Raw genomic sequence first — 26,703 nt, forward strand, 5'->3', positions numbered from 1 at the left:
AGTAACCAATGAAAAACCATATCGTGCTGCTTTGCGGCATTGTCCTGGCCCTCGACATGGCCAGGGCAGAGACCCATGCTTCATCCCCGCCGGCAACCCAACGACTCACGCTGGAACAGGCGCTCGGGCTGGCCCTGCAAAACTCGCCCGAGCTCCGCGCCGCGCGCCTGCAGACCCAGGCCGCCGAAAAAGCGGTGGCGGCTTCCGGACGCTGGAAAAACCCGGAACTCAAATTCGAGGCCGAAGGCGTCGGTGGCGACCTCGATGGCTTCAACGAGGCCGAATACCTCATCGGCGTCAGTCAGACCTTCGAGCGCAGCGGCAAACGCAAATACGACCGCGCCGTGGCGCAGGAATCCATCGGCATCGTCTTCCAGGCCGAGGCCGAAAAGGAGCTGGCGCTGTTGGCGGAGGTTCGGCGGGCTTTCATCGAAGTCATGGCGCAACAGGAAACCGGCAAGGTGCGCGAAGAGCAGGAAGAGCTCGGCCGCGCATTTGTCAAGGTGGCCAGGACGCGTCTCGAAGCCGGCGGCGCCTCGCAGATGGAACTGGTGCAGGCGGAACTGCAGCTGGAGGAAATCATCCTCTCGCAAACCTGTTGTTTCGGCGACCTCGAAGCCGCCCGCATCCGGCTGGCCTCCCTCATCGGCATCCCCGAAAAGGAGCTGGGCGAGCTGACCGGCGACTACTACACGCTCGACACCTTTGAGCCGGCGGCTATCGCCGAATCGCATCCGGCGCTAAAACGGATGGATGCCCGCATCGCGGCCACCCGGGCCCAGGCGCGCCTCGCGAAAGCCAAGGATGCAACCGATATCACGCTGGGCGCCGGCTATAAGTATGAGGCGGCCGCGGACATCAACACCTTTGTGCTGGGTGCAAAAATCCCGCTCAACTTTGTCCGCCCCGGTCGTGCCGAAGAGGCGGCGACGTTGCTGCGGGCCGATGCCCTGCATGCCGAGCGCAACGACCTCTCGCGCAGCCTGCAGCGGGAACTCTCCGTTGTCGCCGCGCTCTACAAAGGCGCCAAAATGGAAGCCGAAATGACGCGCGGCAAGTTGCTCCCCAAGGCCGAGGAGGCCTACGAACTCAGCAAGGCCGGCTATGCCGCCGGGCGCTACTCGTGGGTTGAACTGATTGCGTCCCAGCAGCACCTCGCCGAAATCCGTGTGCGTGAGATCGAGGCGCTAAGAGACGCCCATCTCGCTCGGGCGGAACTCTATCGGTTTATGAAGGAAGGATTACAAAGATGAAACAATATTGGATAATCACGCTGTTGGGTCTGGCGGTTGCCGTTTTTGGGCAACAGGCGGAGAAGGATATGGAAGTGGATTGCGACTGTCCATCGTGCCGGGAAAAAGCGGCTTCCGGCAAGGAATTCTCCCTGCCCGGATTGCAGGGATTGGACGCCGCAAACGACGAACAGGTCTTGCAACCTGCCCAAGTCGAACCGGATCAGGATCACAGTCACGACCATGCCGACCATGAGCCAGAAGCGGTGCCGCACGACCACGACGGCGATGGCGTCCCGGACCATGGCGATGACGCCCACGCCCACGACTCGCACGATGGCCACGACCACGGCGCCCATGCCGCCGAGGGCATCACGTTCACCCAGGAAGTGTTCGAGAAGACGGGCATACGGGTGCACGAAGCCGAGGGCGGTTCCATTGCGAAAACCTCCTCGTTCCCGGCCGAGATCAAGCTTAACCGCGACCGCACGGCGGCCGTCTCCCCGCGCTATGCCAGCATCGTGCGCCAGGTCTTTGCCGAGATCGGCGACACCGTGCGCAAGGGCGATGTGCTCGCCTCGCTCGAAAACCGTGAAACGATGGCGGTATACACCGTTGCCGCGCCCCAGGATGGCGTCATCATTTCGAAGGATCTTGCCGTAGGCGAAATCGCCGCCGATGGAAAGGTTCTCTACGAAGTGGCCGACCTCTCCACCGTTTGGGCCGACATCAGCATCTTCCCGCAATACCAGCACAAGCTCCGCAAGGGGATGCCGGTCGGGTTCATCGCCCACGATGGCCACACCGCCAGGGGAACCATCAAATACATCAGCCCGATTGTTTCCGAACAAACCCGCACCTTCACCGCCCGCTGCGTGCTCGAAGGCGCGCGCGACGACTTCAGCCCCGGTGCCTTCGTCCGCGCCCGCATCGACCTCGAAACGGTGGACGCCCAAGTGGCCGTGCCCCGCGAGGCGGTGCAGACCATCGAAGGCGAAAACGTCGTGTTTGTTCCCAGTCCGCAGGGCTTCATTGCCGCTCCCGTGAAAACCGGCCTGGCCGACGATATGAACGTCGAGATCAAGGCCGGATTGAACCCGGGCGATCGTTTCGTGGCCGTGGGCGCCTTTGTGCTCAAGGCGCAGATGGTTACCAGCGGCATGGACCCCCACGCCGGCCACGGGCATTAGGAGGTGCGGCATGATTGAACGAATCATTAACGCCGTGCTGAAAAACCGCGGTTTGGTACTGCTGGCCCTGCTGGGCGTGGTCGGGCTGGGGGTCTACGAATACAGGCAACTCGATGTGGAAGCCTTTCCCGACATCTCGCCGATCATGGTGCCGATCTTTGCGGAGCCGGACGGCATGGCGCCGGAGGAGGTGGAACAGCTGATCACCTATCCCATCGAAACGGCGATGAACGGGTTGCCGAACGTGACGCAGATCAAATCGACCTCGGCCTTCGGCATGGCGGTGATCTATGTCTATTTCACCGACGACACCGACATCTATTTCGCGCGCCAGCTGGTGGCGGAGCGTCTCGCGGCGGCCTCGGCCGACCTGCCGGAAATGGAGGAGCCGCCGGCGTTGGGGCCGATCTCCACCGGGTTGGGGCAGATCTTCCTGTACTACCTCGAGCTGGAGAAGGGGGCCGACACGGACGGTTTGGACGAGCTGGCCTACCTGCGGGACCTCAACGACTGGGTCGTGAAACGCCAGTTGCAAACGGTACCGGGCGTGACCGACATCCTGAGTGCGGGCGGCCACGTGCTGCAGTATCAGATTCAGTTGGATCCCTATCTGCTTCATCAGTACGGTCTGGCGATCGAGGATGTATCCACGGCGGTGCAGGCCAATAACCGCAATGTGGGTGGCCAGTATCTGCAGATGAATTCGGAAGAGCATCTGATTCGTGGGGTCGGGTTGCTGGACGACCTCGACGATATCCGCGGCATCACGCTCAAGACCTACGAGGGAACGCCGATAGCCATTGCCGATGTGGCGGAAGTGGACTATGGGCACGAAATGCGCCGCGGGATTGTGACGTTGGGGACCGGCGAAGAAGTGGTGTGCGGCATCGTGATGAAACTCTACGGCGCCAACGCTTCCAAAGTGATCAACGACCTCTATGCCAAGGTCGATGAGGTACAGGCCGGATTGCCCGAAGGCGTCAAGCTGGTGCCGTACTATGAGCAGGCCGATCTGGTGGCCAATTCCACGCGGACGGTGAACGTGGCCCTGCTGCAGGGCATGGTGCTGGTGCTGCTGGTGCTCTTCGCTTTCCTCGGCTGTTTCCGCGCCGCCGTGATCGTGGCGCTGGCGATGCCGTTTTGCGCGCTCGTCGCCATCATTGGCATGAACCATTTCGGGATCTCCGCTAACTTGATGTCGCTCGGCGGCATTGCCATTGCGCTCGGCATGCTGGTCGATGGCTCCATCGTCGTGACCGAAAACATCCACCGCTTCCTGGGGCTCAAGCACACTTGCGCAAGTGTGCGTGGGAATCGCCTTCAGTTGATCCATGACGCCACCAAGGAGGTGGGCCGGCCAATTGCGTTCGCCATCATGATCGTGATCGTGGTCTTCCTGCCGATCCTCACGCTGGAGTCGACGGAAGGCACCATGTTCAAGCCGTTGGCCTACACGGTCATGCTGGCGCTCGGGGGTTCCATCGCGTTTGCGTTGGCGATTGCCCCGGTGCTGGCGAGCTGGCTGCTGAACGAGAAACCCTACAAGGAATCACGCTTCTTCCAGGGGCTGAAACGCGGATACCGCACGATGTTGGATGGAGCGCTGAAAGCCAAGGGGCTCGTCTTTGTGCTGCTGGCCATGCTGGTGGTGGTTTCCGCTTTTTTCCTGAACCGGATAGGTACGGAATTTATCCCGGTGCTCGACGAAGGCTCCATCAGCGTGGACGTCAGCATGGCGCCATCCATCTCGCTGGAGGAGGCCGAGCGAACCGTCCAGCGGGTGAATGCCGAGATCATGCAGATTGACGGGATTCGGGAGGTGGTCGCCATGATCGGCCGTCCGGAAGCGGGGGGCCATCCGCACCCCGTCAACTTTTCAATGATCCATGTCGAACTCGACCAGCCGAGGGAGAAGACGCGGATCGTCGATGAGATGCGCGAGCGCCTGAAGGACTATCCCGGCATGCAGGTCAACTTTTCGCAACCGATCCAGCATTTGTTCGATGCCCTGCTTTCCGGTTCCCGCGCCCAGCTCGCCATCAAGGTGTACGGCGAAGATCTGGATGAAATCCGCGAAACGGCGGAGTCGATGCGCATGGCGCTGGAAGGCATCGATGGGTTGGTCGACCTGTCGGTCGAGCAAAGCTTTGGCCAGCCGCAGTTCCAGGTGGTGCTGGATCACGACGAACTCGCGCGCTACGGTGTGCCCGGGGAAACCGTGCTCGAACAGGTGGAGGCCGCGGTCGGCGGTGAAGTGGTCGGCACCTTGTACCGCAACACACGGCGCTACGGAATCCATGTCCGCCTTGCTTCGGAATTCAGATCAACCCCCGGGCAGCTCGCCGAGCTGTTCATTCGCTCGGACGACGGTGCGCTGCTCCGGTTGGATCAACTGGCGGATATCCGCGCCGTAGATGGCCCGCTGCAGATCAACCGCGAACAGAACCAGCGACGCTGGGTTGTGCAGGGGAACATTCGAGACCGGGCATTGAGCGCCGTTGTTGAAGATATCCAAGCGACCGTTGCGCAAAAGGTGGATGTTCCCTCCGGGGTGTTCATCGAATACGGCGGCCAGTTCGAACAACAGCGCCGCGCCATGGCCCGGCTGGGTTTCATTGTGCCGGTGGTTTTGGGGCTGATCTTTGTGCTGCTGTGGGTCACCTTCCATTCCGTTCGCCATGCGGCCATGATCATCCTATGTGTCCCGATGGCCTTGATCGGCGGGGTGATCGGGCTTTGGGTGACCGGGCAATACCTCTCCGTGCCGGCATCGATCGGCTTCATTGCCCTGTTCGGCATTGCCATGCAGGACGCCATGGTGCTGCTGACCGACTTCAACGATTTGCGCCGGGAAGGGCAGGGCGTTCGCGATGCCGTCGTGAACGGAAGCCTCATTCGCTTCCGCCCCGTCATCATGACCACGCTCACGACCCTGCTCGGTTTGACACCGCTGCTGATCTCGCGCGGGGCCGGAGCGGAGGTGCAACGGCCGCTCGCGGCCGTGGTGGTGTTTGGCCTAACGACCTCGACGTTCCTCACCCTGTTCGTGTTGCCGTCGATCTATGAATGGGTTGAGAAAAAATTGGAAAATTGAACTGGAAGGTCGCCGGCCTCGGCGACCGGGGACAGCGAGGCCGCTGTCCCGCCAAAGGTTCTGTAAAATTTTCGATGAAAGAGCCGATGGCAGAGAAGCAAGGTGAGATGGGTCCCCTTACTGGGCCGAAAGAAGGCTTTTGATGGGGATGGTTTCTGTGTCGGCGATGATTTGATTGTTGTTTTTTAGCCCTGATGAGGGCGGCGACGCACATCACGACCTTCTCGCGCAACGCCACGCTAAAGCCCGGCTTCTCGGCTTCGGCAAAGGTGCATGCGGATCAGGTCGAGGTGGTTCGCGTAACCCACCACCCCGACACCATGCAGGAGTGCGCGTTGTAGAATGTGTGGGAGGGCGGGGTGCACCTCGCCCTCCTTTTAGTTCCTTACATCCAAACTTCTTACCATCTTGCGTGACATAATGAATGACCCTTTACCTGTTTGCTTCCAGTCAATAGCATAGATTTTCAAGCAACGAATTCATGAAAAGCAACGAATGCTTCGGATGTTCGGATTCGTTGCTTTTCATACATTCGTTGCCACCTATTCCCTGCTGCGGAGCCTCGTTAGAACATCTTCCGGAACTTGTCCTTCAAGTCCTTGGCTTCATCGGATTCGAGGGCCTTGTTGATTTCCGCATCGGCCTTTTTCTTGGCTTCGGCCTTGGCTTTTTCGACTTCTTCGGCGGCCTTCTGCTTGGCCTTTTCCACTTCCTCGTTGGCGCGTGCCTTGGCGGCGTCGATGGCGGCGTCCTTCAGGTCGCCGAGCTCCACCTTGACGCGCGGGGAGGAGAGGGAGCCGTAGAGCGAACCGGTAACCTCCAGCTTATCCATGGCGTTGAGGGCGGCGTTGTCCGTTTCCAGGTCGCGGACGTTCAGGGTGAAGGGAATGGCGAGCTCGTCGAGCGAGAAGCTGCCGTCGGCCTGGATGTCGGCCTTGCCGCCCTTGACTTCCAGCGCGTCGCCGGCATCGAGGGAATCGCCGATCTCAACGTTCTTGATGTTGGCGGCCAGCTCGTGCATGGCGGCGGGATCGTCGAAGCGAAGGACGATCTTGGCGGTCGGGTCGGTGCCGTTTTGCGGGGTCATGACGAAGGTGGTCGCCTGGCCGTTGAGTTCGGGGTGGCTGGAAACCTCCGCCCCCTCCAGTTTTTGAATGGGGAAGTCGGAACCGAGTTCCACGTTATCGATCATGATCTGGCGGATCGTCCAGGCCGGGCGGTTGGCCACGAGATCGGCGGCGGCCTTGAGGTAGCCCAGCTTCCTGGCATCGGCGACGGCCTTTTCCTTGGAGGGCTTGGGCTTTTCGCCTTTGGCGGTCTGCTCGGCGTTTTCCTTGCGCTTCTTCAGGTATTCCTCGGCCTTCTCACCATATTTTTTCCATTCCTTGGCCTTGGCGAAATAGTCGTCGAGCGATTTACCAGGATCCTTCTCGTCCTTGGGCTTCTCCTCTTTTTTCTTTTTCTCTTCCTTCACGATCAGCTTGCCGGGCGATTCGCGCAGGACATCGCGCTTCAGCATGGAGCCGGAGAGCAGGTCGATGGTGTAGGTGCGGCGGAGCAGGTCGCCCACGCTGACGTCGGCGGCGAGGGTGCCGATCTGGATCATGTTATGCGTGGGCTTGTCGGGGTCGGTGATCTGCAGGTTCTCGATTTCGAGCTTTCCGCCCGCCAGCGAAAAGTTGGCTTTATCGATATTCACCTCGGCCCCGGTCTTGGCGCCGATGGAGGCCTGGATGCCCTTTTTCAGCGCGAGGTCGAGCAGGAAGAATTGTAGAACCAGGCCAATCACCACCACGCTGCCCACCAGGATCAGGCCGGACTTGCGCAGCAGGGGCGACTGCTTGGCGAGCACGTCGGCGGTGGAAATCTTCTGCTTGCCGAAGGCGAGCCACATGAGGAATTTGGAAAACTTGTTGCCGACGGCCTTGCCGACCTTCTCATGCCCGCCGGCCTTCACCATCTGTTCGCGGATCTTGGTGACGGTGGCCGACATGAACGCGCCGAACGCGATGCCGATAACGATGGAGAAGGGCAGGCTGCCGACCATGGCATAGACATCCAGATCCATCAGCGCCGTCACCGGGGCATTGACCAGCTTGGCAAAGAGGCCTTCCAGGCCAAGGTTGTGGATGAGGAAATAGCCCATGTGGAAGCTGGCCACCGAAAGGATCAGCGAGCAAACCTTGCCGAGCGCAACACCCAGCAACGTGAAGCCAATGTTCGCATTCAGCAGCAGCGTAATCAGAATGGCAAAACTCAACGTGAGTCCGGCCACCGGATTGAATCCGATCAATACCCCCAGCAATGCCCCAAGAAAAATTTCCTTCTTGCCCGCGCCGCCGCGTAGCATTTTTCCGATTTTACGAACCAGCTTGAACGTGATCATGCTTCATCCTCCGATAAAAGTTAGTCCGCCAAAGATAATTCCTTATCCGCCGTGGGGTCAATGGAGGAAGTTGATTAAGAACCCAGCGAGATGCAAAGCCGTTGGTTGGCGTCCAGCGTGGCCTCGAGCGTGAGCCCGAGGGATGCCGCGGCGGTCTTGGCAATGGAGAGGCCCAGGCCCGAGTGGCTGGATTCGGTGCGCACGGTGTCTTTTCGCCACATGCGGTCGAACAGGCGCGGGATGTCTTCGGGCGTAAGGTCGGGCGCGTCGTTGGCGCATTGGAACAGTGCGCCGTCCGGATGGATCGTGAGTTCGATCTCGCTATGCTCCGGCGCATATTCCACCGCATTGTTGACGAGGTTGGAAACAATGATGCGCAACAGCCGGGGGTCGGATTCGATCGAGCGGTCGCCGTCCAGGTTTTCAATCAAAACCAATCCCCGTTCCCGGGCCTTCTCCGCGCAAAGGGCAATGCAATCGTGGGCCAAGCCGGAAACGGGCAGCGATTCCCGGATGGCCTCCGCATCCGAGGATTCGACGCGCGCGAGCAGCAGCAGGCTTTCGAGGATTTGTTGGAGGTTGCACGAAAGGTTGTGGATCTCCTCGAAATCTTCGGCGGAGGCCTGGTCGGGCCACTTGATCGCCACCTCGCTGGTGGTGCGGATGGCGGCGAGCGGCGTGCGCAGCTCGTGCGCAAGGTCGCCGCTGAAGCGCCGCTCGCGGGCAAAGCTTTCCTCCAGCTTCGCCATCAGATTATTGAGCCGGCCGACGATGGGGCGGATGTCGGAGGGGATGTCTTTTTCCGGGAAACGTTTGTTCAGCGATTCGGCGTCCATTCCCTCCACCTGGTCGCCCAGGCGGTGCAACGGGCGCAGCGCGGTGCGCAAGGCGAGCATCAGCATGCCGCTGAGCAGCAGGCAGAACTCAATGCCCCCGACGGCGAGGTTGCGCGCCAGCCGCTTCAAGGTTTCATCGGTTTCATCGCGGCTGACCGCCAGGATAACCCTCGGCCGCCGCTTGTCGTGCGTCACGGAAAGCCGCGAGGCCCAGACGCGGAACGGTTCGCCGTTGTTCAGGACGGCGTCGTAGAAAACGGGCTCGTCCCCAACCGCTGCGGGTTGGACAATATCGCCGTCCAGCTCCGCGCTCTTGAGTTTGACATCGCGGTTGCCGAGCCAGAGCTCGCAATAGACGTTGGACGGGAGGTTGGTGAACAGCGCGTCCGTGAACTGGACCGGGCCGGTTCCGCGGTTGCCGCCCGTCCGGAGGTTCATCCTGCCGCGCGGTTCGTTGCCGTCCGGGCCGTTCCAGCCGCGTCCGCCCTCGCGGTTCGGCGGTTCGGGCGCGAAACGCAGGTCAACCGCGATGCCCGCGAGCCGGGCATCGAGCCGCGCCTCGAGCTCGGCCTTGGTGGAATAGTAGACGCCGAAGCCCGCGGCAAGGCCGATGCCGACGAAGGCGGGGAGCAGGGTCCAAAGCAGATGGGCGCGGATACTGATCATTCTTCCGGCTCCGAAATAACGTAGCCCATGCCGCGCCGCGTGTGGATGAGCTTGGCATCGGATTCCGGGGTTTTAAGGGCGCGGCGCAGGGCGCACACCGCGGTGTCGATCACGTTGCTCATGGGATCGGCCTGCTCGTCGTAGATGTGTTCCTCGATTTCGGCCCGCGAAACCACTTCGCCCGCGCGCGCCATCAGGAACTCCAGCAGCGAGAAGAGCTGCGCCGGCAGCTTCAGCTCGGTTCCGCCACGAACGACCGTTTTTGCGGAGGAGTCGAGCGTGAGATCGGCCACCTTCATGACGGGGCTGCTGCGCTGGTAGCGCCGCCGGCCAAGCGCCTCGACCCGTGCAATCAGCTCTTCGATCGCGAACGATTTCACCAGATAGTCGTCCGCGCCGAGCCGCAAACCGGCCACGCGGTCTTCGATCGTATCCTTCGCCGTCAGGAAAAGCACCGGCGTTTCGTTGCCGTCGGCGCGGAGCTTCTTGAGGATTTCATGGCCGTCCATGCCGGGCAGCATGATGTCGAGCAGGATCACATCGTATTCGTGCTCGCTCGCCAGCCAATAGCCCTCCTCGCCGTCGCCGGTCTCGTCGACGGCGAAGCCGGAGGCCTTGAGCGCCTTCACCACCGGCTTCCGCAACGAAACCGCATCTTCAACCAATAAAACTCGCATGGGTTCTTTCCTTTTTCCCGGAACATCGCAAATCGAAGATGAACGTAGCATGAAGTGACGGGATCGCTGGAATATTTAGCAAAATAATTTAGTGCAAAATGATGGACTCCCCAAGTCCCCGGCCGGTTCCCCACTTTGCTTCCAATGATTTTGCCGCCAATCAGTTTTTGCGGAACCCCCGAATTATTTTCCGCGCTCATGTTCCGCTCATGTTCGGTTTGGTTCTATCGCGGCATCGAAAGGATAAACCCGAGCCGGAAACGGCCATAACCGAGGACATGAAAATGAAAACAACCAAGACCACCATCACCATCGCGGCACTGGCCGCCACGTTCGCTTGCTCCTCCGTCCTCGCGGAATCCCGCGTCTGGACGGACGCCACCGGGAAAACCATCACCGCCGAACAGACGGGCCTGCTGAACGACAAGGTTCTGCTGCGCCTCGAGAACGGCCGCGAGATTAACGTCTCGCTCGAGACCCTCAGCGCGGAAGACCGTCTGCTGGCGATGCTCAACCAGCCCCCGAAGCTGGAGGTGAAGGTGGCGGCGAAGGTGTCGCGCTCGAACTCCAGCCTGCGCGATGCGGGCCCTGCCAGCCGCTATCAGGTTCAGGAAGAAACCGTGAGCGTGGATGCCCGGATCCGCAAGAGCTCCTCCTCCGCCTATGAAGCCGAGCTGGCCGCGGAACTCTACGTGATCGGCGAACATGAAAATGGCTATGTGGTGCTCGACAAAACCGAAACGGCATTCACGTTCACCGCCGGGGGCGGCAAGGAGCACGTGGTTTCCTCGAAACCGATCACCGTCGAGAATATTTCCGGCGAGCGCTTCGGGGCGGAATACAAGGGCTATCTGCTGGTCGTCACGGATTCCCGCGGCGAGGTGGTTGAAATGAAGGCCAGCAATGGAACCATCGAACGCGAGGCCGAAGCGATCATTGCAACGCACCCGGTCCGTCGGCGCGACAAGGGGCTTGATCGCCTCGCCACGCTCGTGGACGAGCGCCACTTCCGCCGCCTCTAACTTATGAACAAGATGAAGCGGCGGGACGAGCCCGCCGCCTCCAAATCAAAACCAACAGGAGAGTACAAAATGAAAACGAAAACAAACATCATCATCGCCCTGGTCGTTGCTGGAACCACCCTGGGTGTGCAAGCACACGAAGACACCCCCCAGCGTGGCCCGCGTGCCCGCCGGCAGGGCGAAATGGCTGAACGCGGCGCGATGGCCCAACGCGGCGCGCAGCGCGGAATGACGGCAGGGCGTGGCCGGTGCGAACAGTGTGGCCAGCAGCTCGGGGCCATGGACTCCCGAGGTCAGCGGAATGGCCCGCGTGGCCAGCAGCGAGGCATGGTGGCCGAGCGTGGTTTCCGCGGACCGCAGAACAGCCCGATGGCCGGGCGCAGCCCGCGTGGCCAACAGCAGGATCTGATGGCCGGGCGAGGCCCGCAGCGCGGTGCCATGCATGCCCGTGGCCCGCAGCATGGAATGCGCGGCGCAATGGCCGCCAGAGGTTCGCAGGGGCAGTCGCGCGGCCCGATGGCCCAGCAGCGTGGCGGGCGTGGAGAACAGCTCGGAGCACGGGCGGCCCATGGCCAGCGGAGTGGAGAACCTGGCGAAATGGCCGAACGGAGTGCCCGTGGCCGTCAGCGTGGTGAAGCCGGCGAGCGTGGCCCGCGAGGTCGTCGGCATGAAGGCGCGGCAGATGCCGCCGAAGCGCCCCAGGGTGTGGAAGCTCCCGCCAGCCCGGAAGTGGTCGAAGGTGGTGCCGTGGTTGAAGGCGACGTTGCCGAGTAATAGGCAATTAACCTGAAGAGTCTCACCACAGAGCGCACGGAGGCACAGAGCAACCAATATATCTGCCACCCTCTGCGTCTCAGTGAACTCTGTGGTAAAAAATTCAAGTCAGTTTAATTTGGTATAAAGCCCTATCCACATCGGATTCAAAGGACGATTTTTTGACAGGACTATTTTAGCAACCTTCCCGCGCCAAATAGTCCTGTCATGAATCGTCCTGTTCAAAATCAGTTCGCCGCCTTGCGCAGCTCCTGAGCGCAGGTGAGGTAATAGTTGCGGCCGGTGGCGGTGAGTAGGTTGGGGGCGAGGCCCTCGAGCGCGGCGGCTTTCATCAGCTTGGGTTGGGCGGCGGCGGGATCGAGCGCGATGAGGTGATCACACAGCTGAGCCGTCCACTGGTAATCTTTGTTTTCCAAGGCCTGGGCGGCGGCCTGTTCCAGTTTGTCCTTTCCTCCGGCGAGCGCGGCCATGCGTTCGGCCTCTTCTTTGACGGGCAAGGAAAAGAGGGAGGTGGGGTTACCATCGAACCAGCCAAGCGTGCCCGCAAAGATGGAACGCACCGCCCACTCGACGTTGCCGTAGTATTCCTTCAGATAATCCTTTTCTGCATACTTTTGCGGAAGCTTCACAGTTTCCGCCAGCTCGTCGGGTGTGAGCCCTTTGTTCATGCCTTCGATGGTTTTATCGAACACGAAGCGGATGGCATCGCGATAGTTGGTGAGCATTTCGATCACGAGCGCTTTATCCGTAATCGGCCGCGTATGGCCGGGCACGAGCTTGTCGGGATTTTCCTGGAGCATCATGTCCACGCTGTTGGCCCAGGCCTGCACGTCGCGATAGGCGGAGCCGCGGATCGGGTAGAGGTTCGGCCAGGATTTGTAGAAGTTGTCGCCGGCAAACAGCACCCGCTGCCCGGCATACCAAACATAAAGCGCGTCCTGCGTTTCGCCGTTGAGCGAAACCAGATCGAGCTGGATTCCGGCAACTTCGATGGATTTGCGCGCCTCCGTCAGACGTTTGTTCGGTTGTACGGATTTGTCCGCTCCGAAGACCGCGCCGCCGCGCTTGGGATAGTAGGCCTGCGCCACGCCGTTGTTGATCCGCTTTTCCGGCGGAAGCAGGAAACCCCCCTGCCGCGCACCGCGTTTGCGGGTGATGGTTAGGCCCGCGGATTCGAAGGCATGGCCTTCGTCGCCAAAGTTTCCGCGCGCCCAGATGTCGGGCGAGCCTTCGGATGCAAAGACGGGCAAACCCCCGGTATGGTCGCCGTGGCCATGCGTCAGGATGATGGCCTTGACCGGTAGGGGGGTGATCTTCCGCATTTCCGCCAACACACCTTGGGCGGATTGAACGTCCATGCCCGTATCGACGATCACGAGTCCATCCTCCCCGATAATCATCGAGACCGGTTGCACCGAGTGGCCGGTGAAGGTGTAGACGTTTTCGGCGACCCGCACGACATCCTGGCGGAACTCGGCGGATCGTTTTTTAAGCAGAGTCGTTTCCGGTGTATCGGCCCCTGAAACGGAAGCGGCAATGCAGCATGCGAGTGTAATGATATTCTTTTTCATGGTTTTTTCCTCCAATGGATTATTCTAACCACGAAATACACTAAATACACGGAATGCCCAGGCAGGATTCTTGTTTCGTGTGGTTCGTGTATTTCGTGGTTCATAATGTGCCCTTATTTGGCGCTTTGTGCGGCGAGCCACTTTTCGTAGCCGGATTCCTGGATGACCTTGCAGTTGGCGGCGGCCGCTTTGCCCATGGGCTTGCCGGAGTTGTGGAAGGCTTCGGTCTTGGCGCAGGGGAAGCCCTTGCATTCGGCGAACGATTTCACGCCCTTGGCTTGGGCGCAGGGGCGCATTTCGCACTTCTTGCAATGGTCGGAGAGGGTTTCGGTCGGCCCCTTGCAGCCGGTGCACTTGCCGCCGGTGTACATCGGGCACGAGCCGCAGTGAAGGCCGCAGTAGGCACCGAGGTCTTCCTTGGCCCGGGCGGTTTCGTTCGTTGCACATCCGGCGATTGCGGCGGCGCATCCGCAGAGTGCGGCGCAGGTGAAGGTCTTGCGGGTCATCTTTTTCGTATTCATGGTATTCCTCCTGGTAGGGTTGAATGTTCGTGGCCGAACTATATGGATAGTTGGTGCCAATTTTCCTCGTGTGACATGAAAATTTTATTTCGCCGTCAGGTTATCCAGAATCCGCGCGAGCAGATCCGCCAGCTTGGTGCGGTCGGCTTGCGGCATATCGCCATAGGTTTGATCGATCAGCTTCGCCGAAATGGCCTCGATTTCGGGACGAATCGCCAGCCCCTTTTCGGTGAGCTGCACGAGAATAACCCGTCCGTCTTCCGCGCTCGGAAATTTTTCGATGTAGCCGTAGTGCTCGAGCGTGTTGACCATTCCGGTGACGGTGGACTTCACCCGCCCGACCTTTTCGACGATCTCCTTCATGGCGACCGGTTCGTTCTGCTGGAACAGGAAATAGAGGATCGAACCATGCGCGGGCAGGATGCCCGCTATGTTCACGTTGCGCAGCTCCTGCTCAATCAGCAGATTGGCCTGTTCCCGAATCCGGGCGACCTGGCCAATGATTCCGTTAATTGGGTTCCTTGTTGTCATGAAAACATAAATATTTCGTGGCCGAACAAATGTCAACGGGTTTTATATTCAGTAACTGGGCAGGAGATAAATGGGGTTTAAAAATAGCGCCTTTGGCTAATGAATAAGCGATTCGATGGAGCGGACGACTTCCTTGCGCATGGCGGGGTTGAGGGCATCCGCCTGCGGATTGGCGAAGCGTTTGGAATCGTTGTCGTAGTATTTACCCGAAGCATCGGCAAATTCGTCCGAAAGCGCGGCTCGGCAGAGGATGTCCACACCAATGCCCAGATCCGAACCGGTAACACCGAATCCTTCCCGGACCATCTTGCTGGCCAGCAGCGAACCGGGATTCACGGCGATAACCGCTGGGCCGTTCGTGCCTAACTCCTTCGCCATTTCCATCGACCACATCGTGATGGCCAGCTTGCTCTGGGCATAGGCACCCATGTCATCCAGCTGTGTTTTGCCCATCAATGCATTCAGGTCGACCGGGGCCTGGGCGGCCGATGAAAGATTCACCACCCGCCCGGACGTTCCAAGCATGGGGAGAAGCTTGCGGGTCAGCAGATACGGCGCCACCGTATTGACCACAAACCGCACGTCCAGGCCATTCCCCAAGACGGGCTCGGCAACCTTGAAGACCCCGGCATTGTTAATCAGCACATCGAGGGTCTCGTGTTTCTCCGCCACGGCCGTTGCCAGTGCTTCAACTTCAGTCAGATCTGACAAGTCGGCCACGTAGCTTTCGGCGCCGAGTTCTGCTGCCAACTTTTCCACTTTGGCGGGATTGCGTCCGTGAATTAAAACCTGATGCCCCATGTCTGCGAGCATACGGGCCGTTTCCAACCCGATGCCGTCCGTTGATCCTGTGATCAGTATCTTCTTCATGATTTCCTTTCGCGAATGAGTGAACCGTTACTTAGCCGGAATGATCTTGTATTTGGCATCCGTGCGCACATAGATAAGGCTTTCGGCATCGGCTTCAATTTCCAGCACGGCCGGCCCGGAGGCTTCGATCCCGCTGCCCGGAAGCAGATCCTTACCTTTATAGTCAAGCGCTCCTTTAACGAGCACGGCCCGGAAGGTTGAACCGCGGCTGGTTATTGCACCTTCAAATCCGGCGGACAGCTTGATGAAGGTTCCATTCAGTTCCCCTTCCTGTGTGTCTCCCCAGAGAAAGGCCATCTGTGCGCCGTCTTCATCCACCCAGTTAATGTCGGATGCGCTCAGCCATACAATGTTCTGTTCATCCACGTTGACCGGACGTTCGCCGCTGTCGAAATGTTGCTCTTCCGGCAGCACGAGGTAAGGCCCTTTCTCAATTTCAATGTAGGCCAGCGAGGTTTGACCTTCGGCTGCAGTAATGTGGACTTCACCCTTAGGCTGCGTCCAGAACGAGCCAGGCGGCATCCACATTTCGGCCGCATCGGGATCATCATTGTGAATCACGCCCTGAATCACGACGCCGCGGTAGGAAACGTTGTGGATATGCGGGGGCGACTCAAAATTGCTCGGCGGCTTCAGCAGAAAACCGGTCGGCTCGGTGCCGTTGCGATCACCCCACAGCGTTCCCGCCTTTGGCGCGAGATCACCGCGCTTGGGGTTGAGATGGGTATATTCAACATCGTCCGCCTGGATCACGTTTATATTCCCGTTCCCGGCCATATCCGACGATATGGTTGTGCAACCCGCCACCAGGGAGCTGGCCGCGAGAAGCAGTACTATTGATATCGTATTCTTGGGATTCATTTTTTTTCTCCTGTGGCTGTTTAAATATTTTTGGAGTGCGCCGGGAAATGAAATGCCACGGCGCTTTCCGAAAGCGGTGTCGCCCGTTGGTTGCCACCGCACTCCAGAATTTAACTATCCGATTTGGGTCAGTGTGTTCACAGTAAACTCTTCGGTTGCGTCTTCCGTTGCGGCCATGAAGGCCTGGAAGTGTGCCGAATCAACATGTTTCTGCAGCAGCTCCGGGGATTCCCAGTTTTCGTAAACCACAAAAAGCATCGGCGCTTCATTGTCCTGGTGCAGATGATAGTTGATGCAGCCCTCGTCTACGGCGTTGGTTATTTGAGCCAGCTTCAGCAGTTCGCTTTTCATGAGATCCACGCTGTCGGCATTCGCTTTGATTGTTGCAACGATGGTCAGTGCCATTTCATTTTCTCCTTAGAATAATTGGTTCTAAACAAAGCGCAGGATTTCGTCGGCTTCCATGCGCGGGGTGGGTTTCGGGCTTTCGTCAGGCCAGCCATAGACGATCAGGGCCGAAACCGTTTCGTCTTCGGGCAGGTTCAGGAGTTTCGGAATAGTGTCCTTGTCGATGACGCCAAAGATGGTGGTACCCACGCCTCTGGCATGTGCGGCCAGGCAGAAGGTCTGGCAAGCGATGCCGGCATCGAAGGATTCCCACGCTTCCGGGTTGGCAAACTCCATATCAAACTTTTCTGGATCCAGCCGTCCGCTTTTGCCGGTCACATGGCTGAGCACACAGACGCCCTTGGCGTTTTCCAGCGTCTTCATGTTGTAGGAAAATCCCTTTACCCCTTCGTGGGCAATTTTACTGATGACGTCGGGGCTATCGACCAGCGTGTAGCGCGCAATCTGGGTGTTCGCCCACGACGGCGCCCAGCGGGCAAGATCGATGATCTCCTTCATGGTGTTTCGATCGACCGCGCCTGCTTTGAATTTACGAACGCTGCGGCGTTCCTTGATCATTTCAATGGCATCCATTTTGAGTATTCCTCTGTTTGGTTATAGGGTGACGATGGCCTTGCCGACGGTGCGGCCGGATTCGATTTGCAGGTGGGCGTCTGCCAGCTGTTCAAACGGGAAGGTAACGGAAACATGCGGCTTGAGGATGCCTGCTTCGAGCATCCCTTTCAGCGTATTCATGTCGTCGCCATTCGAAGTAACCATGACAAACTCGAGGGCAACGTTGAGTTTATCGGCTTCGGCCTGCAGCTCTTCCGGGAAGGTATGCGTTGGCAGGGAAACAATCTTGCCGCCGGACTTAACGACCTTCAGGGAATCTTCCAGTACCTGTCCGCCCATGCCGTCGAGCACGAAGTCGATGTCGGCCAAGACCTCTTCAAACTTTTGTTCGCGGTAGTCGATGTGCTCATCGGCACCGAGTGCCATGCAGAACTCGCGGTTCTTCGCGGACGAGGTAGTGATCACGTGTGCGCCGATATTCTTGGCCATCTGGATCGCGAAATGGCCGACACCGCCGGAACCGGCATGGATCAGCACCCGGTCGCCCGCTTTCACCCGACCGGTTAATACCTGCAGGGCGGTCAAGGCGGCCAGCGTGGTTGCCGCGGCTTCTTCAAACGTTGTGCCTTCCGGAATCTGGGCGAGCTGGCTGGCGGGGGAGGCGACATATTCCGCATAGGCTTTTCCATGCCCTGGAAAATTCACCATCCCGAACACCTGGTCGCCGACCGCAAAGTCGGTGACATCCGCGCCGACTTCCGCCACGGTTCCGGAAATATCCCAGCCGAGGATAACCGGGCGCTCTTCGGTGCCGAGGATCATGTTGAGCACGGCTTCGTGCGGGCGGACTTTCACGTCGACCGGATTGATGCTGATGGCTTTGGTTTCAACCAGAACTTCATCGGCTTTGATGGCCGGTTTTTCGATTTCGCTCAGAACGAGGTTTTCAACACCCCCGGCTTCCTTCAACAGGTATGCTTTCATTTCATGTTCTCCATTTGGTTTTAATTGTCTCTCGCCCGGTCGAAATAGACCGGTCGTCTAGTGTGCGGTAAAAAAATAGATGGCTAGTTGGCCATGTTGCCGATCCTTGTTTTGATGTGCTCGACCGTCTGGCGAATTGGGGTGGCATTCCGGCTGATGACGGATCGCTGGGCGGCCCCGGACCAATGATCCTGAATCAGCTGGGCTTCGGCTGCGGTATCGATGGCGCCGGGAAGTTTCTTTTCGGTAACCGCCTCATCGAGAACCTCCTGGTAGATATCGATCCATTGCAGGATTCCCCGAACAATCTCCGTGCGCATCCCTTCGCTGAGGTCGGAAACCTCCGAAGCCAGCTTAAGCGCCAGACAGGGGTATTTGCCGGGGTTGTTGGCAATGAAATCGACGCTGCCGTCCAGATAGTTAAACAACCGCACCAGCGGATCCGCCTCCATCTCGCTCGCAATCAGCAACGACCGTTTCAGCGCGCAGGCTTCCGCCATGTAATGTTTCAGCATCTCGACGCCAAACTGCTCCTTGGATTCGAAATAGTGGTAGAACGATCCCTTCGGCACGTTGACGGCATCCAGGATCTGTTTCAGGCCGACCGAGTGGAAGCTCTTTTCCAGCATGATCTCTTCGGCGGCATCAAGAATGCGTTCTTTGGTCGTTTGTTCCTTCATTTCGCTGCACATATTAGACCGGTCGTCTACAAAGGCAAGCGAAAAATGAATCCTTCTGCTTTTTCCCTTGTGATAGCCTGGTTCATGGAATAAGCGGACGGGGCAAACCAAGAAGGAACACGCAATGGATTCGGAAGCAAAACACGTCGAATGGGCGCGCAAGGTCAAGGCCATCGCGCAGATCGGCCTCGAGTATGCCGCCGATCCCTACGATCGCGAACGCTACACCGAACTCCGTGCTTTGGTCGCCGAAATGATGGCCGAAGCCTCGGATGTCCCTTTCAACCAATGGCTGGATTTATTCGAGGGCGAAACCGGCTATGCCACCCCCCGCGTCGATGTTCGCGGCGCGGTTTTCCGGGATGGGCAGGTACTGCTCTGCCGGGAACTCGATGATGGATTATGGAGCCTCCCGGGCGGATGGGCCGACGTCAACGACCCGCCCTCGGCCGCCGTCGAGCGCGAGCTGCGCGAGGAAACCGGCTACGAAGTCCGCTGCACCAAGCTCGCCGCCGTGCTCGACCGCGACCTGCACTACAACGAAGACAAGCGCCCGATCCACACCTACAAACTGATGTTCCTCTGCGAAATCATCGGAGAGGCAGGGGGCTTGGATCACGACATTGCCGAAGCGCGCTTCTTCCCGGTTGGCGACCTGCCGCCGCTGTCCCGCGCCCGCACCCTGCCGGAACAAGTCGAGCTGATGGCCAAACACCACAAAAACCCGGAGCTCCCGACCGAATTCGACTAAGCCCCGCTCCCAAAGCGTCGAATTAGAATTGACGGCCGTGAATTCTAATTAGACGCTTTTCCCGGGATGGCGGGGCGGACCTTGGTGGTTTTTTCGCGTTTGATGGTGACGGTTCCGGGCTTGGCGCCGCGTGGTTTTCCAACGTGCTTGGCTTCGGTGTATTTGACGGGGACGTTGCCGGCGGTGCGGGCCTTGGAGTGCCAGGCGGCAATGGCGGCGGCTTGTTTGATGGTGGCGTTGTCGGGTTTTTCGCCGTCGGGATGGCGCAGGATGACGTGGCTGCCGGGCATGCCGTGGACGTGGAACCAGAGGTCGTTGGCGCTGGCGACCCTGAGGCTGAGCAGGTCGTTGTCGGCGTCGGTTTTTCCGGCGAGCGCCTCGAAACCGCCGGGCAGTTCGTATTTCCAGAAATCGGGCTGTATTTCTTTTCCTCTCATGGGGAATATTGTTAACCACGAAAGGCGGGGAAACGAAGATGAATCTATTCGCTTATGGAACTTTGATGTGGCCGGAGGTGCTGCAGGCGGTGATGGGGCGACGGCTCGAAGGGGAGCCGGCGACGCTCGAGGGCTACACGCGGTTGCGCGTGATTGGCCAGCACTATCCAGTGATTGTCGTTTCGTTGGATGATTCGGTTGCGGGGATTCTCTACCAAGGTTTGACGGCGGACGAGTTCGGGCGCCTGGACGCGTTCGAGGGGGAGGAATATGACCGGATCGGGGTCTGCCTTGGAGACGCCAAAGCCTTTGCCTATGTGCTTTCCGACGATTGTAGGCACATTGCCGCCCCGGAGCCTTGGCACCCGGAGCAATTAACCCCTGGGCAACTGGCTTCCTTTTGCAGCGAGTACAAAGGCTGGAGCGAGGTTTGACGCCTATTCGTTCAGCAGCACCAGCGCGCGCTCGTTGTTGCTGGTGGAGAGTACGGCCAGGCAGATTTCATCCGATACCGGTGCGCTGGCGTATAGGTATTTAATGTTGATTCCTCCGTTGCCGATCTTGGTGCAAATGCTGGCCAGCATTCCGGGGGAGTGCTGCATCGGCACTTCGATCGAGTCGATTTCTTCGGGGGCATAGCTGTGGGCGCGCAGGGCATCGATGGCCCTGAGGTTGTCGTCGGTCACAAGGCGGACGACGCCTTTGTTCTCGTCTTCGACCCAGGCGGCGGCGGCGCGGATATTGACGCCCTTGTCGGCCACGATTTTCGTGAGCTGGGCGAGAATGCCGATATCGTTCAGCACGCGGACGGAGACTTCTTTGCATTGCCTTGCGGTGATCATCGAATCCACCTCCCTTCGCTCGTAAACTAATGGTGGCCCGGGGGATTGTCGAGAGAGGAATCGACTCCCAAAATGGGTTGCAAGTGCTTCGATTGTCTGATTTTGTGTGAAGTCTGTATATTAAGGAGGAATGTGAGCAAGGGCTTTAACAGGGAACGGGCAGGGAGATGGCTTGCGTGGTCATGCGCAATGGCCTTCCTTTGCTATGGAGTCTGCTCTAGCCTTGCGGAGGATATTTCGGCCGACACGGGCAAGTTGCGCTGGATGGGGCATTGGAAGGGGGAGGGCGGCCGGGAGCAAATGGTTCGCGAAGTGCTCGATGAATTCCGCTTCCTCCATCCTAAACTGGATGTCGAGTTCCAGTTCGCAAGTGATGTTCTTCCGGAAAAGTCGCAGCTTTCCGCCGCGAACTGCATTGTGGAAATGATCCGTTCGGGAACGTTCGACTGGGACGTGGTGTGGCTGGACCCGCTGATCTACAGCATGGTGGCCGACCAGCTGGACGATTGGGACTGGGGGCGCAAGCATCTGGTCGATTTTTGCGCGGTGCCCGGTTTCGGTAAGACCCAGAAAAATTTCCTGGTGGAGGGCAAGGATGCCCACCGGTACACGGCCGGGGTGTTCCCGGGGCCCTACATCGAAGGGTTTCTCTACACGGCCTGGTATAACCAATCCGTGGCCGACCGGCTGGGCCTCGACATCCGCGAAGAGGGCATGACGGAAAAGGATCTGCTGGGCTACGTCGAAAAGGTGCACGCCTACAACCAAACCGCGGCCGAACCCATTGCGGCGTTTCTCGACGTGGCGCGTTCCGGTTCGTTCCGCCGCCTCTACTATGGGCTTCTCTATTCCTGCCTCCCCGAGTGCGATTCCGAGGGCGAAGCGGATGGACCAACCATCGCAGAGGCCTATGCCCGTACGGATGCGTTTTTCGGCGAGCTGGGGCGCTACCAGCCCACCGAGGGCAATGCCGCTTCGGTGACCTGGCCGGATGCCGCTCGCTTCATGCTGGTCGAAAACCGCGCCCTGTTTTTCTTTGATGCCACCTGGCGCTACAATGCATTCAAGACCGCATGTCCCGAAAGGATCGGGCAGCTGCGTTTGGCCCAAATGCCTGGATTCGGTGGCAACAGCCACGCGGTCGGCGGATACCTGACCACCTGGGCGGTCCTGAAGAATGCGCCGGGGCGCGATGCGGGCATCGAGCTGATGCGCCATTGGAGCCGCCCGCCGATCGCCCAGAAATGGGTGCGCTACACCAAGTGCCCAACCGGGCTGAAGGGCGATTTGTACGACCCAACCTTTGGGCAGGACATCCACGCCGAATTCCAGCGGAGGCTCCGCCTGAAATGCAACAACCTCATGGCGGACCCTCCGGTCTTTTCCAGCAGGTTTGTCGAGCAATATCCCTCGATCGACCCCGAGCGCGCCGCAGTCGCCGTCCTTAAGTTGCGCGGCGACGAGGGGGGCGAATGAAAAAGATTTTTCTCTCGCTGGCCTTCAAGCTCGGTCTGGCGATTTTCATGATCGCTTCCGTCCTGCTTTCCGGGCTGGAGCTGTTCTATGCCAGCCGTTTCAACCAGGAGATCGACGAACGCCTCGACTATGTGGCGCAGATTCCCGGGCGGCTGATGAGCCAGAGCGCCATTTCCTATTCTACCGCGCGCGATGCCGATGCGCTCTCGCGGCTCGTTGGCGAAACGGTCGTGCTGGCCCTGGTGGGGCAGCCGGACGGCACCATCTACTACAGCACGGATCCCGAGCTGGAGGGAACCCCGATAACGGATGTGGCCGAGTTCAGGGGGTTCCCCAACTGCACCCAAGAGCTCGCGGCCGCCGCCACGATGCGGATCCGGGAAAACTCCAAAACCTACCTGCTGGCCACCCTCTCGCTCGTTTCGGATGGCCAGTGGCTCGGGAACCTGTGCCTGAAGCTCGAAACCGGCAACGCCGCCCAGCGCAAGCAACGCAATGCCCTCGGCTTCCTCGGCGGCTTCCTTGCGAGCATTGTCCTGATCACCCTATTCAGCGCCCTGCTGGTGCGCCAGATGACCGTGCCCCGGCTCAACAACATCCTCGCCTGCATCCAGTCGGTCCAGGAAGGCGACCTTTCCCCCAGGGTGAAACGCACGGTCTCCCTCGATGAACTCGGCGAGCTCGGCCGCGGCGTGAACCATATGGTGGACCAGCTCGAAAACCAGCGCACCGAGCAGGAGCGCCTGAAGGCCGAGCTGGAGACCTCGAAGGAGGAGGCCGAAAAGGCCAGCCGCACCAAGAGCGAATTCCTGGCCAACATGAGCCACGAAATCCGCACCCCGATGAACGGGGTGCTCGGCATGGCGCAGTTGATTCGGGATACGGAGCTTTCGCCCGAGCAGCACGAGTATGTCGAAACCATCTCCGCCTCGGCCGACAACCTGCTGAAGATCATCAACAACATCCTCGATCTCTCGCGCATCGAAATGGGCAAGTTCGACCTCAACATCGATACGGTGGACGTGGGCAAGGTCATGAACGAGCTGCAGACCTTTTTCACGCCCTCCGTCAAGGAGAAGGGGCTGGAGCTGAAGGTCAACTGCCCCTCCAATCTTCCGCATGTCCGCACCGACGAAGGCAGCCTGCGCCAGATCTTGATCAACCTGATGGCCAACGCGATCAAGTTCACCCAGAAAGGCCATGTTGTAGCCGGTGTCGAGTGCCTGGAGCGGACGGGAAACGAATGCACGCTGCGGTTCTGGGTTGCGGATACGGGAATCGGCATATCCGAAGAGGCCCAGCAGTTCATCTTCCACGAATTCACCCAGGCCGACGGTTCGCACACGCGCGAGTTTGGTGGCACCGGGCTGGGATTGGCCATCTCCAAGAAGATGGTGGAACAGCTGGGTGGAAAGCTTTGCGTCAGCAGCGAACCGGGGAAAGGAGCGGTGTTCAGTTTCAACATTACCTTGAACATGGACAATCCGCCGGGGGACGAAAACGCGGTGGAGGAGCAACCGCAGGAAGATCAGCTCGGACTCGATGTGCTGGTGGTCGAAGACAACAAGCTCAACCAGCGCGTCATCGCCAAGTTCCTCGAAAAAATGGGATGCCGGGTCGATATTGCCGAAAACGGCCGGGATGCGCTCGTGCGGCTCAAGCTCACGCAACCGCTCGAACAGCGCCCCCGCTACGACCTTATCCTGATGGATATCCAGATGCCCGTGCTCGACGGGCTCAAGGCCACCGCCATGATCCGCGCACAGGAAGGCGACGAGCGGCGCACGCCGATCATTGCCATCACGGCCCATGCCATGAAGGGCGACCGCGAGAAATTCCTCGAGCAGGGCATGGATGGCTATCTCTCCAAGCCCGTCCGGCGCGAGGATATCCGCGGACTGCTTAAGCAATATGCCTGACCCGTCCGCTGCTAGTAAATTCTACTAAAAATTTGAACCTTTTCTTGTGGCGCCTGTCGGTCTTGGTTCTGCAAACTGTTGCATCAAGTATGAGCCCGGGACGAAAAGGATAATCAATGCACGGACACGGAAAAGTTCCCATGTTTAGAATGAAGCCGAACAAAGGCACCCTCGCGATTGCCATCGTGGTTCTGTTGCTCGGGGTGCTCTTTTTCTTCGAGGGCCACCGCGATCCCGGCGACATCCCGGCCCATGAGCGGGCCAACCTCTTGCTGGCCATTTCCGTTGTCGTCTCCGGCCTGCTGTTCATCGTCTCCACCGGGCGCATGTGGTTCAAGCACCTGTGGCACGACCGCTATCGTTGAGCTTGTGGCTCAGCGGAATGACGAACAGCAAAACACCCAATCCCGAATTGAATCGGCATTGGGTGTTTGGGTCTTTCGGGTCTTGATTATTATCCCGCCGGCATGGCCTTGATCCGGATGTTGCGGAACTCGATGTTCGCCCGTTCGGCCTGGAGGCAGATGGCGCCTTCCGAAACCGACATGTTCCAACCCTTGTTGACCAAGGTTCCGTTAACGAATACCTCGACGGTGTTGTCTTTGGCAACAATGCGCATCTGGTTCCATTCGCCCGAAGGCTTTTCGGCGCCGTCAACCAGGTTGAGCCTGCGGCGGCTGGGCTGGTTGTTCTTGCCCTTGGCAATCTGTTCCGGTTGCACCTCGATCGTCTCGCCAATCACCCAGAAATCGCCGGCGTTGTCCTTCATCAGCTGCACCTCCATCGATTTCGGCCAGACGCTCATGAGGCGGGGATCGGTGCAGTGGATCAGGCAACCGCTGTTGCCCCCGGTGTCCGGCCAGCGCCATTGGAATTCCAGTTCATAGTTCGAATAGCTTTTTTCGGTGCGCATCACGCCGTTGGGCTTGCCCTTGCCCATCACGACCACCGTGTCGTCCTTCACCGACCAGATGGTTTCCGGTGCGGCTTTGTCGAGGGTGTCGAACGTCCATCCGGTGAAATCCTTGCCATTGAAGAGGGGCGTCCACCCCTCCTCGGCGAAGGCCGCGGTCGCAACACCTAGCAGTAAAACAGTCAATAGCTTTTTCATGGTCATCTCCAGTTTAGCGTCTGCGGATCGGTTTTCCATCGCCCGGAACCGGTACGACGTTTTCCGGCGGAAGCTTGACCGCTCCCTTCTCGAAGTCCTCGGCGGCGATGCCGTGGGTGAAGGCGTACCACTCCGACTTCGGATTCAGGAACAGATCGCTCCACAGGATCTTCTGGCCGGTGTAGCAGGCGATGCGGCCCATGATGGCGGTTCCGGTGGCCTCGGCCACGATCTGCGCCTCGTTGAGCGGCTTGCCCGAGCGGACGCCGCGGATCATATCGATCATTTCCTGTTCGCCATCGTTGTCGGAATCAACCTGGGGTTCCGGAACGCTGATCGAGTCGTCGCCACTCAGCTTGCCGCCGCCCAGCACATAGCCCTTGGAGCCGCGCAGCTCCTCGCCGACGCGGTTGAAGCAACCCGAAACCTGGCGGCATTGGCTGTGGATATGCACGTTGTTGCCATAGTCGAGGTCGACGCTGAAGAAATCGAACGAGTTGCCGGACTCGCGGCGCGCGCGGCCGCCGAATCCGACGGCGGATTTCGGGGTATGGCCGATGAACCAGTTGGCGACATCGAGGTTGTGCACGTGCTGTTCGACGATATGGTCGCCGCCCGTCTCGATCCAGTTGAGCCAGTTGCGCGCCAGGTAGTCCGCGTCCGAGTCGCCGGGCCTGCGCTCCTTGATCCACGGAACCGTGCCGTTCCAGCTGACGATGCCGCCGAGGATTTCGCCCACGGCGCCCGCTTCGACCAGCGCCTGGTTCTTGAGGTATTTCGCCGAATGGCGCCGCTGCATGCCGGCGGAGATCCCGAGGCCCTTGCCCTTGGCATATTCGCCCAGCTCCAGCACCTTGCGGCAACCCGGCGCGTCGACCGCGATCGGCTTTTCAATGAAAACATGCTTGCCGGCCTTGAGCATCGCTTCCAGATGCAGCGGGCGGAACAGCGGGGGGGTGACGAGCAAAACGAATTCCGCATCCGATGCGGCAACCTGGTGGTAGGCGTCGTAGCCCGCGAAGCAGCGGTCGGCCGGCACCTTGAAGTGTTTTCCATGCCCCAGCACGGCTTCTTCGAACGCATCGGCCAAGGCAACCACTTCGCTTTCCAGGCCGAGGGTTTTGCAGGCTTTCAGGAAATTCCCGAGGTCGCCCTTGCCGCGGCCGCCGCAACCGACGAGCGCCACTTTCACCTTTTTGCCCGGTGCGGCGTTGGCCATGCCGGCCAGCCCGGCCACGGTTCCCGCAATTGCGGTGGTCTTCAGCGAATTCCTACGTGTGCAAACTTCCTTCATTTTTCCCACTCCTTG

Annotated in this window: 27 protein-coding genes; 10 read left to right on the forward strand and 17 right to left on the reverse strand. The window is 59.5% G+C overall.

All coding sequences use genetic code 11. The annotated features are described in order from the left end of the window. Nucleotides 1-8 precede the first annotated feature (8 nt). The 4 genes from E9954_RS30575 (at nt 9) to E9954_RS32835 (ending at nt 5,857) form a co-directional block, all read left to right on the forward strand. Nucleotides 9-1,253: a TolC family protein gene (locus tag E9954_RS30575; protein ID WP_136083113.1), complete on the forward strand. Its 1,245-nt coding sequence runs from the start codon at nt 9-11 to the stop codon at nt 1,251-1,253. Then, nucleotides 1,250-2,422 (forward strand): efflux RND transporter periplasmic adaptor subunit, encoded by a 1,173-nt coding sequence (locus E9954_RS30580; protein WP_136083114.1) that lies wholly within the window; start codon nt 1,250-1,252, stop codon nt 2,420-2,422. Before E9954_RS30575 ends, E9954_RS30580 begins: the two co-directional genes overlap by 4 nt. 10 nt (nt 2,423-2,432) lie before the next feature. Next, nucleotides 2,433-5,516 carry an efflux RND transporter permease subunit gene (locus E9954_RS30585; RefSeq protein ID WP_136083115.1) on the forward strand — a complete coding sequence of 1,028 codons (3,084 nt, stop codon included), beginning with the start codon at nt 2,433-2,435 and terminating at the stop codon, nt 5,514-5,516. Between the two features lie 194 nt (nt 5,517-5,710). Beyond that, a complete protein-coding gene (locus E9954_RS32835) occupies nt 5,711-5,857 on the forward strand; it encodes a hypothetical protein (RefSeq protein ID WP_168442706.1) in 147 nt (48 codons plus the stop codon). 224 nt (nt 5,858-6,081) lie between these two features. Here the strand turns inward: E9954_RS32835 and E9954_RS30590 are convergent, their stop codons facing one another. The 3 genes from E9954_RS30590 to E9954_RS30600 all read right to left on the reverse strand — a co-directional run bounded on the left by E9954_RS30590 (nt 6,082) and on the right by E9954_RS30600 (nt 10,081). Beyond that, on the reverse strand, nt 6,082-7,902 hold the full coding sequence (locus E9954_RS30590) for a DUF2062 domain-containing protein (RefSeq protein WP_136083116.1): 1,821 nt from the start codon (nt 7,900-7,902) through the stop codon (nt 6,082-6,084). Between the two features lie 74 nt (nt 7,903-7,976). Next, nucleotides 7,977-9,404 (reverse strand): sensor histidine kinase, encoded by a 1,428-nt coding sequence (locus tag E9954_RS30595; RefSeq protein WP_136083117.1) that lies wholly within the window; start codon nt 9,402-9,404, stop codon nt 7,977-7,979. Further along, the gene (locus tag E9954_RS30600) at nt 9,401-10,081 is read right to left on the reverse strand and encodes a response regulator (protein ID WP_136083118.1); all 681 of its coding nucleotides are present in this window, start codon (nt 10,079-10,081) and stop codon (nt 9,401-9,403) included. Before E9954_RS30600 ends, E9954_RS30595 begins: the two co-directional genes overlap by 4 nt. A 284-nt stretch (nt 10,082-10,365) precedes the next feature. Between E9954_RS30600 and E9954_RS30605 the strand changes: the two genes are divergently transcribed. Next, on the forward strand, nt 10,366-11,103 hold the full coding sequence (locus E9954_RS30605; RefSeq protein ID WP_168442707.1) for an SHD1 domain-containing protein: 738 nt from the start codon (nt 10,366-10,368) through the stop codon (nt 11,101-11,103). Between the two features lie 45 nt (nt 11,104-11,148). Here E9954_RS30605 and E9954_RS30610 read toward each other — a convergent pair whose 3' ends face one another. The 10 genes from E9954_RS30610 to E9954_RS30655 form a co-directional block, all read right to left on the reverse strand. Then, the gene (locus E9954_RS30610; RefSeq protein ID WP_136083120.1) at nt 11,149-11,946 is read right to left on the reverse strand and encodes a hypothetical protein; all 798 of its coding nucleotides are present in this window, start codon (nt 11,944-11,946) and stop codon (nt 11,149-11,151) included. A 158-nt stretch (nt 11,947-12,104) separates the two neighbouring features. Beyond that, nucleotides 12,105-13,448, reverse strand: coding sequence for an alkyl/aryl-sulfatase (locus E9954_RS30615; RefSeq protein WP_136083121.1), 1,344 nt, complete (start codon nt 13,446-13,448; stop codon nt 12,105-12,107). A gap of 113 nt (nt 13,449-13,561) precedes the next feature. Next, complete coding sequence (locus tag E9954_RS30620) at nt 13,562-13,969, reverse strand: DUF3795 domain-containing protein (RefSeq protein WP_136083122.1); 408 nt, start codon at nt 13,967-13,969, stop codon at nt 13,562-13,564. A gap of 84 nt (nt 13,970-14,053) precedes the next feature. Then, nucleotides 14,054-14,500 (reverse strand): MarR family winged helix-turn-helix transcriptional regulator, encoded by a 447-nt coding sequence (locus E9954_RS30625; RefSeq protein WP_136083123.1) that lies wholly within the window; start codon nt 14,498-14,500, stop codon nt 14,054-14,056. A gap of 96 nt (nt 14,501-14,596) precedes the next feature. Further along, nucleotides 14,597-15,373: an SDR family NAD(P)-dependent oxidoreductase gene (locus E9954_RS30630; RefSeq protein ID WP_136083124.1), complete on the reverse strand. Its 777-nt coding sequence runs from the start codon at nt 15,371-15,373 to the stop codon at nt 14,597-14,599. A 24-nt stretch (nt 15,374-15,397) separates the two neighbouring features. Then, a complete protein-coding gene (locus tag E9954_RS30635) occupies nt 15,398-16,231 on the reverse strand; it encodes a DUF4437 domain-containing protein (RefSeq protein ID WP_136083125.1) in 834 nt (277 codons plus the stop codon). A 114-nt stretch (nt 16,232-16,345) separates the two neighbouring features. Next, the gene (locus tag E9954_RS30640; protein WP_136083126.1) at nt 16,346-16,636 is read right to left on the reverse strand and encodes a putative quinol monooxygenase; all 291 of its coding nucleotides are present in this window, start codon (nt 16,634-16,636) and stop codon (nt 16,346-16,348) included. Nucleotides 16,637-16,663: 27 nt separating this feature from the next. Then, nucleotides 16,664-17,212 carry a nitroreductase family protein gene (locus E9954_RS30645; protein ID WP_136083127.1) on the reverse strand — a complete coding sequence of 183 codons (549 nt, stop codon included), beginning with the start codon at nt 17,210-17,212 and terminating at the stop codon, nt 16,664-16,666. A 21-nt stretch (nt 17,213-17,233) separates the two neighbouring features. After that, nucleotides 17,234-18,178: an NADP-dependent oxidoreductase gene (locus E9954_RS30650; RefSeq protein ID WP_136083128.1), complete on the reverse strand. Its 945-nt coding sequence runs from the start codon at nt 18,176-18,178 to the stop codon at nt 17,234-17,236. Between the two features lie 83 nt (nt 18,179-18,261). Next, nucleotides 18,262-18,858 carry a TetR/AcrR family transcriptional regulator gene (locus E9954_RS30655; RefSeq protein WP_168442708.1) on the reverse strand — a complete coding sequence of 199 codons (597 nt, stop codon included), beginning with the start codon at nt 18,856-18,858 and terminating at the stop codon, nt 18,262-18,264. A 124-nt stretch (nt 18,859-18,982) separates the two neighbouring features. On the opposite strand from E9954_RS30655, the gene E9954_RS30660 reads away from it, so the two are divergent. Further along, nucleotides 18,983-19,609, forward strand: coding sequence for an NUDIX hydrolase (locus E9954_RS30660; RefSeq protein ID WP_136083130.1), 627 nt, complete (start codon nt 18,983-18,985; stop codon nt 19,607-19,609). Between the two features lie 44 nt (nt 19,610-19,653). Here the strand turns inward: E9954_RS30660 and E9954_RS30665 are convergent, their stop codons facing one another. After that, nucleotides 19,654-20,046 carry an NFACT RNA binding domain-containing protein gene (locus tag E9954_RS30665; RefSeq protein ID WP_136083131.1) on the reverse strand — a complete coding sequence of 131 codons (393 nt, stop codon included), beginning with the start codon at nt 20,044-20,046 and terminating at the stop codon, nt 19,654-19,656. A 38-nt stretch (nt 20,047-20,084) separates the two neighbouring features. Between E9954_RS30665 and E9954_RS30670 the strand changes: the two genes are divergently transcribed. Further along, the gene (locus E9954_RS30670; protein WP_136083132.1) at nt 20,085-20,480 is read left to right on the forward strand and encodes a gamma-glutamylcyclotransferase family protein; all 396 of its coding nucleotides are present in this window, start codon (nt 20,085-20,087) and stop codon (nt 20,478-20,480) included. 3 nt (nt 20,481-20,483) lie between these two features. On the opposite strand, the gene E9954_RS30675 is transcribed toward E9954_RS30670, so the two are convergent. Next, on the reverse strand, nt 20,484-20,888 hold the full coding sequence (locus E9954_RS30675; protein WP_136083133.1) for a hypothetical protein: 405 nt from the start codon (nt 20,886-20,888) through the stop codon (nt 20,484-20,486). A gap of 189 nt (nt 20,889-21,077) precedes the next feature. Here E9954_RS30675 and E9954_RS30680 point away from each other — a divergent pair, with 189 nt between their 5' ends. The 3 genes from E9954_RS30680 to E9954_RS30690 all read left to right on the forward strand — a co-directional run bounded on the left by E9954_RS30680 (nt 21,078) and on the right by E9954_RS30690 (nt 24,648). Then, entirely contained in the window at nt 21,078-22,364 is a 1,287-nt protein-coding gene (locus tag E9954_RS30680; protein WP_168442709.1) for a hypothetical protein, read from the forward strand. Continuing rightward, the gene (locus tag E9954_RS30685; protein WP_136083135.1) at nt 22,361-24,283 is read left to right on the forward strand and encodes a response regulator; all 1,923 of its coding nucleotides are present in this window, start codon (nt 22,361-22,363) and stop codon (nt 24,281-24,283) included. Before E9954_RS30680 ends, E9954_RS30685 begins: the two co-directional genes overlap by 4 nt. A gap of 140 nt (nt 24,284-24,423) precedes the next feature. Continuing rightward, a complete protein-coding gene (locus tag E9954_RS30690) occupies nt 24,424-24,648 on the forward strand; it encodes a hypothetical protein (protein ID WP_136083136.1) in 225 nt (74 codons plus the stop codon). Between the two features lie 89 nt (nt 24,649-24,737). On the opposite strand, the gene E9954_RS30695 is transcribed toward E9954_RS30690, so the two are convergent. Both E9954_RS30695 and E9954_RS30700 read right to left on the reverse strand, forming a co-directional pair. Further along, on the reverse strand, nt 24,738-25,394 hold the full coding sequence (locus tag E9954_RS30695) for a 3-keto-disaccharide hydrolase (protein WP_168442710.1): 657 nt from the start codon (nt 25,392-25,394) through the stop codon (nt 24,738-24,740). A gap of 13 nt (nt 25,395-25,407) precedes the next feature. Further along, nucleotides 25,408-26,688, reverse strand: a complete 1,281-nt coding sequence (locus E9954_RS30700; RefSeq protein ID WP_136083138.1) for a Gfo/Idh/MocA family protein — start codon at nt 26,686-26,688, stop codon at nt 25,408-25,410. Nucleotides 26,689-26,703 lie beyond the last annotated feature (15 nt).

The organism is Pontiella desulfatans, from assembly GCF_900890425.1.
Classification (GTDB): Bacteria; Verrucomicrobiota; Kiritimatiellia; order Kiritimatiellales; family Pontiellaceae; genus Pontiella; species Pontiella desulfatans.

Bases quoted from the DNA above. Each gene is read 5' to 3' on its own strand.
- E9954_RS30600 (WP_136083118.1), bottom strand. From the start codon at position 10,081: ATGCGAGTTTTATTGGTTGAAGATGCGGTTTCGTTGCGGAAGCCGGTG.
- E9954_RS30695 (WP_168442710.1), bottom strand. From the start codon at position 25,394: ATGAAAAAGCTATTGACTGTTTTACTGCTAGGTGTTGCGACCGCGGCC.
- E9954_RS30655 (WP_168442708.1), bottom strand. From the start codon at position 18,858: ATGAAGGAACAAACGACCAAAGAACGCATTCTTGATGCCGCCGAAGAG.
- E9954_RS30605 (WP_168442707.1), top strand. From the start codon at position 10,366: ATGAAAACAACCAAGACCACCATCACCATCGCGGCACTGGCCGCCACG.
- E9954_RS30615 (WP_136083121.1), bottom strand. From the start codon at position 13,448: ATGAAAAAGAATATCATTACACTCGCATGCTGCATTGCCGCTTCCGTT.
- E9954_RS30690 (WP_136083136.1), top strand. From the start codon at position 24,424: ATGTTTAGAATGAAGCCGAACAAAGGCACCCTCGCGATTGCCATCGTG.
- E9954_RS30680 (WP_168442709.1), top strand. From the start codon at position 21,078: ATGGCCTTCCTTTGCTATGGAGTCTGCTCTAGCCTTGCGGAGGATATT.
- E9954_RS30640 (WP_136083126.1), bottom strand. From the start codon at position 16,636: ATGGCACTGACCATCGTTGCAACAATCAAAGCGAATGCCGACAGCGTG.
- E9954_RS30650 (WP_136083128.1), bottom strand. From the start codon at position 18,178: ATGAAAGCATACCTGTTGAAGGAAGCCGGGGGTGTTGAAAACCTCGTT.
- E9954_RS30645 (WP_136083127.1), bottom strand. From the start codon at position 17,212: ATGGATGCCATTGAAATGATCAAGGAACGCCGCAGCGTTCGTAAATTC.
- E9954_RS30595 (WP_136083117.1), bottom strand. From the start codon at position 9,404: ATGATCAGTATCCGCGCCCATCTGCTTTGGACCCTGCTCCCCGCCTTC.
- E9954_RS32835 (WP_168442706.1), top strand. From the start codon at position 5,711: ATGAGGGCGGCGACGCACATCACGACCTTCTCGCGCAACGCCACGCTA.
- E9954_RS30620 (WP_136083122.1), bottom strand. From the start codon at position 13,969: ATGAATACGAAAAAGATGACCCGCAAGACCTTCACCTGCGCCGCACTC.
- E9954_RS30675 (WP_136083133.1), bottom strand. From the start codon at position 20,888: ATGATCACCGCAAGGCAATGCAAAGAAGTCTCCGTCCGCGTGCTGAAC.
- E9954_RS30635 (WP_136083125.1), bottom strand. From the start codon at position 16,231: ATGAATCCCAAGAATACGATATCAATAGTACTGCTTCTCGCGGCCAGC.
- E9954_RS30700 (WP_136083138.1), bottom strand. From the start codon at position 26,688: ATGAAGGAAGTTTGCACACGTAGGAATTCGCTGAAGACCACCGCAATT.
- E9954_RS30670 (WP_136083132.1), top strand. From the start codon at position 20,085: ATGAATCTATTCGCTTATGGAACTTTGATGTGGCCGGAGGTGCTGCAG.
- E9954_RS30660 (WP_136083130.1), top strand. From the start codon at position 18,983: ATGGATTCGGAAGCAAAACACGTCGAATGGGCGCGCAAGGTCAAGGCC.
- E9954_RS30575 (WP_136083113.1), top strand. From the start codon at position 9: ATGAAAAACCATATCGTGCTGCTTTGCGGCATTGTCCTGGCCCTCGAC.
- E9954_RS30685 (WP_136083135.1), top strand. From the start codon at position 22,361: ATGAAAAAGATTTTTCTCTCGCTGGCCTTCAAGCTCGGTCTGGCGATT.
- E9954_RS30625 (WP_136083123.1), bottom strand. From the start codon at position 14,500: ATGACAACAAGGAACCCAATTAACGGAATCATTGGCCAGGTCGCCCGG.
- E9954_RS30585 (WP_136083115.1), top strand. From the start codon at position 2,433: ATGATTGAACGAATCATTAACGCCGTGCTGAAAAACCGCGGTTTGGTA.
- E9954_RS30580 (WP_136083114.1), top strand. From the start codon at position 1,250: ATGAAACAATATTGGATAATCACGCTGTTGGGTCTGGCGGTTGCCGTT.
- E9954_RS30665 (WP_136083131.1), bottom strand. From the start codon at position 20,046: ATGAGAGGAAAAGAAATACAGCCCGATTTCTGGAAATACGAACTGCCC.
- E9954_RS30590 (WP_136083116.1), bottom strand. From the start codon at position 7,902: ATGATCACGTTCAAGCTGGTTCGTAAAATCGGAAAAATGCTACGCGGC.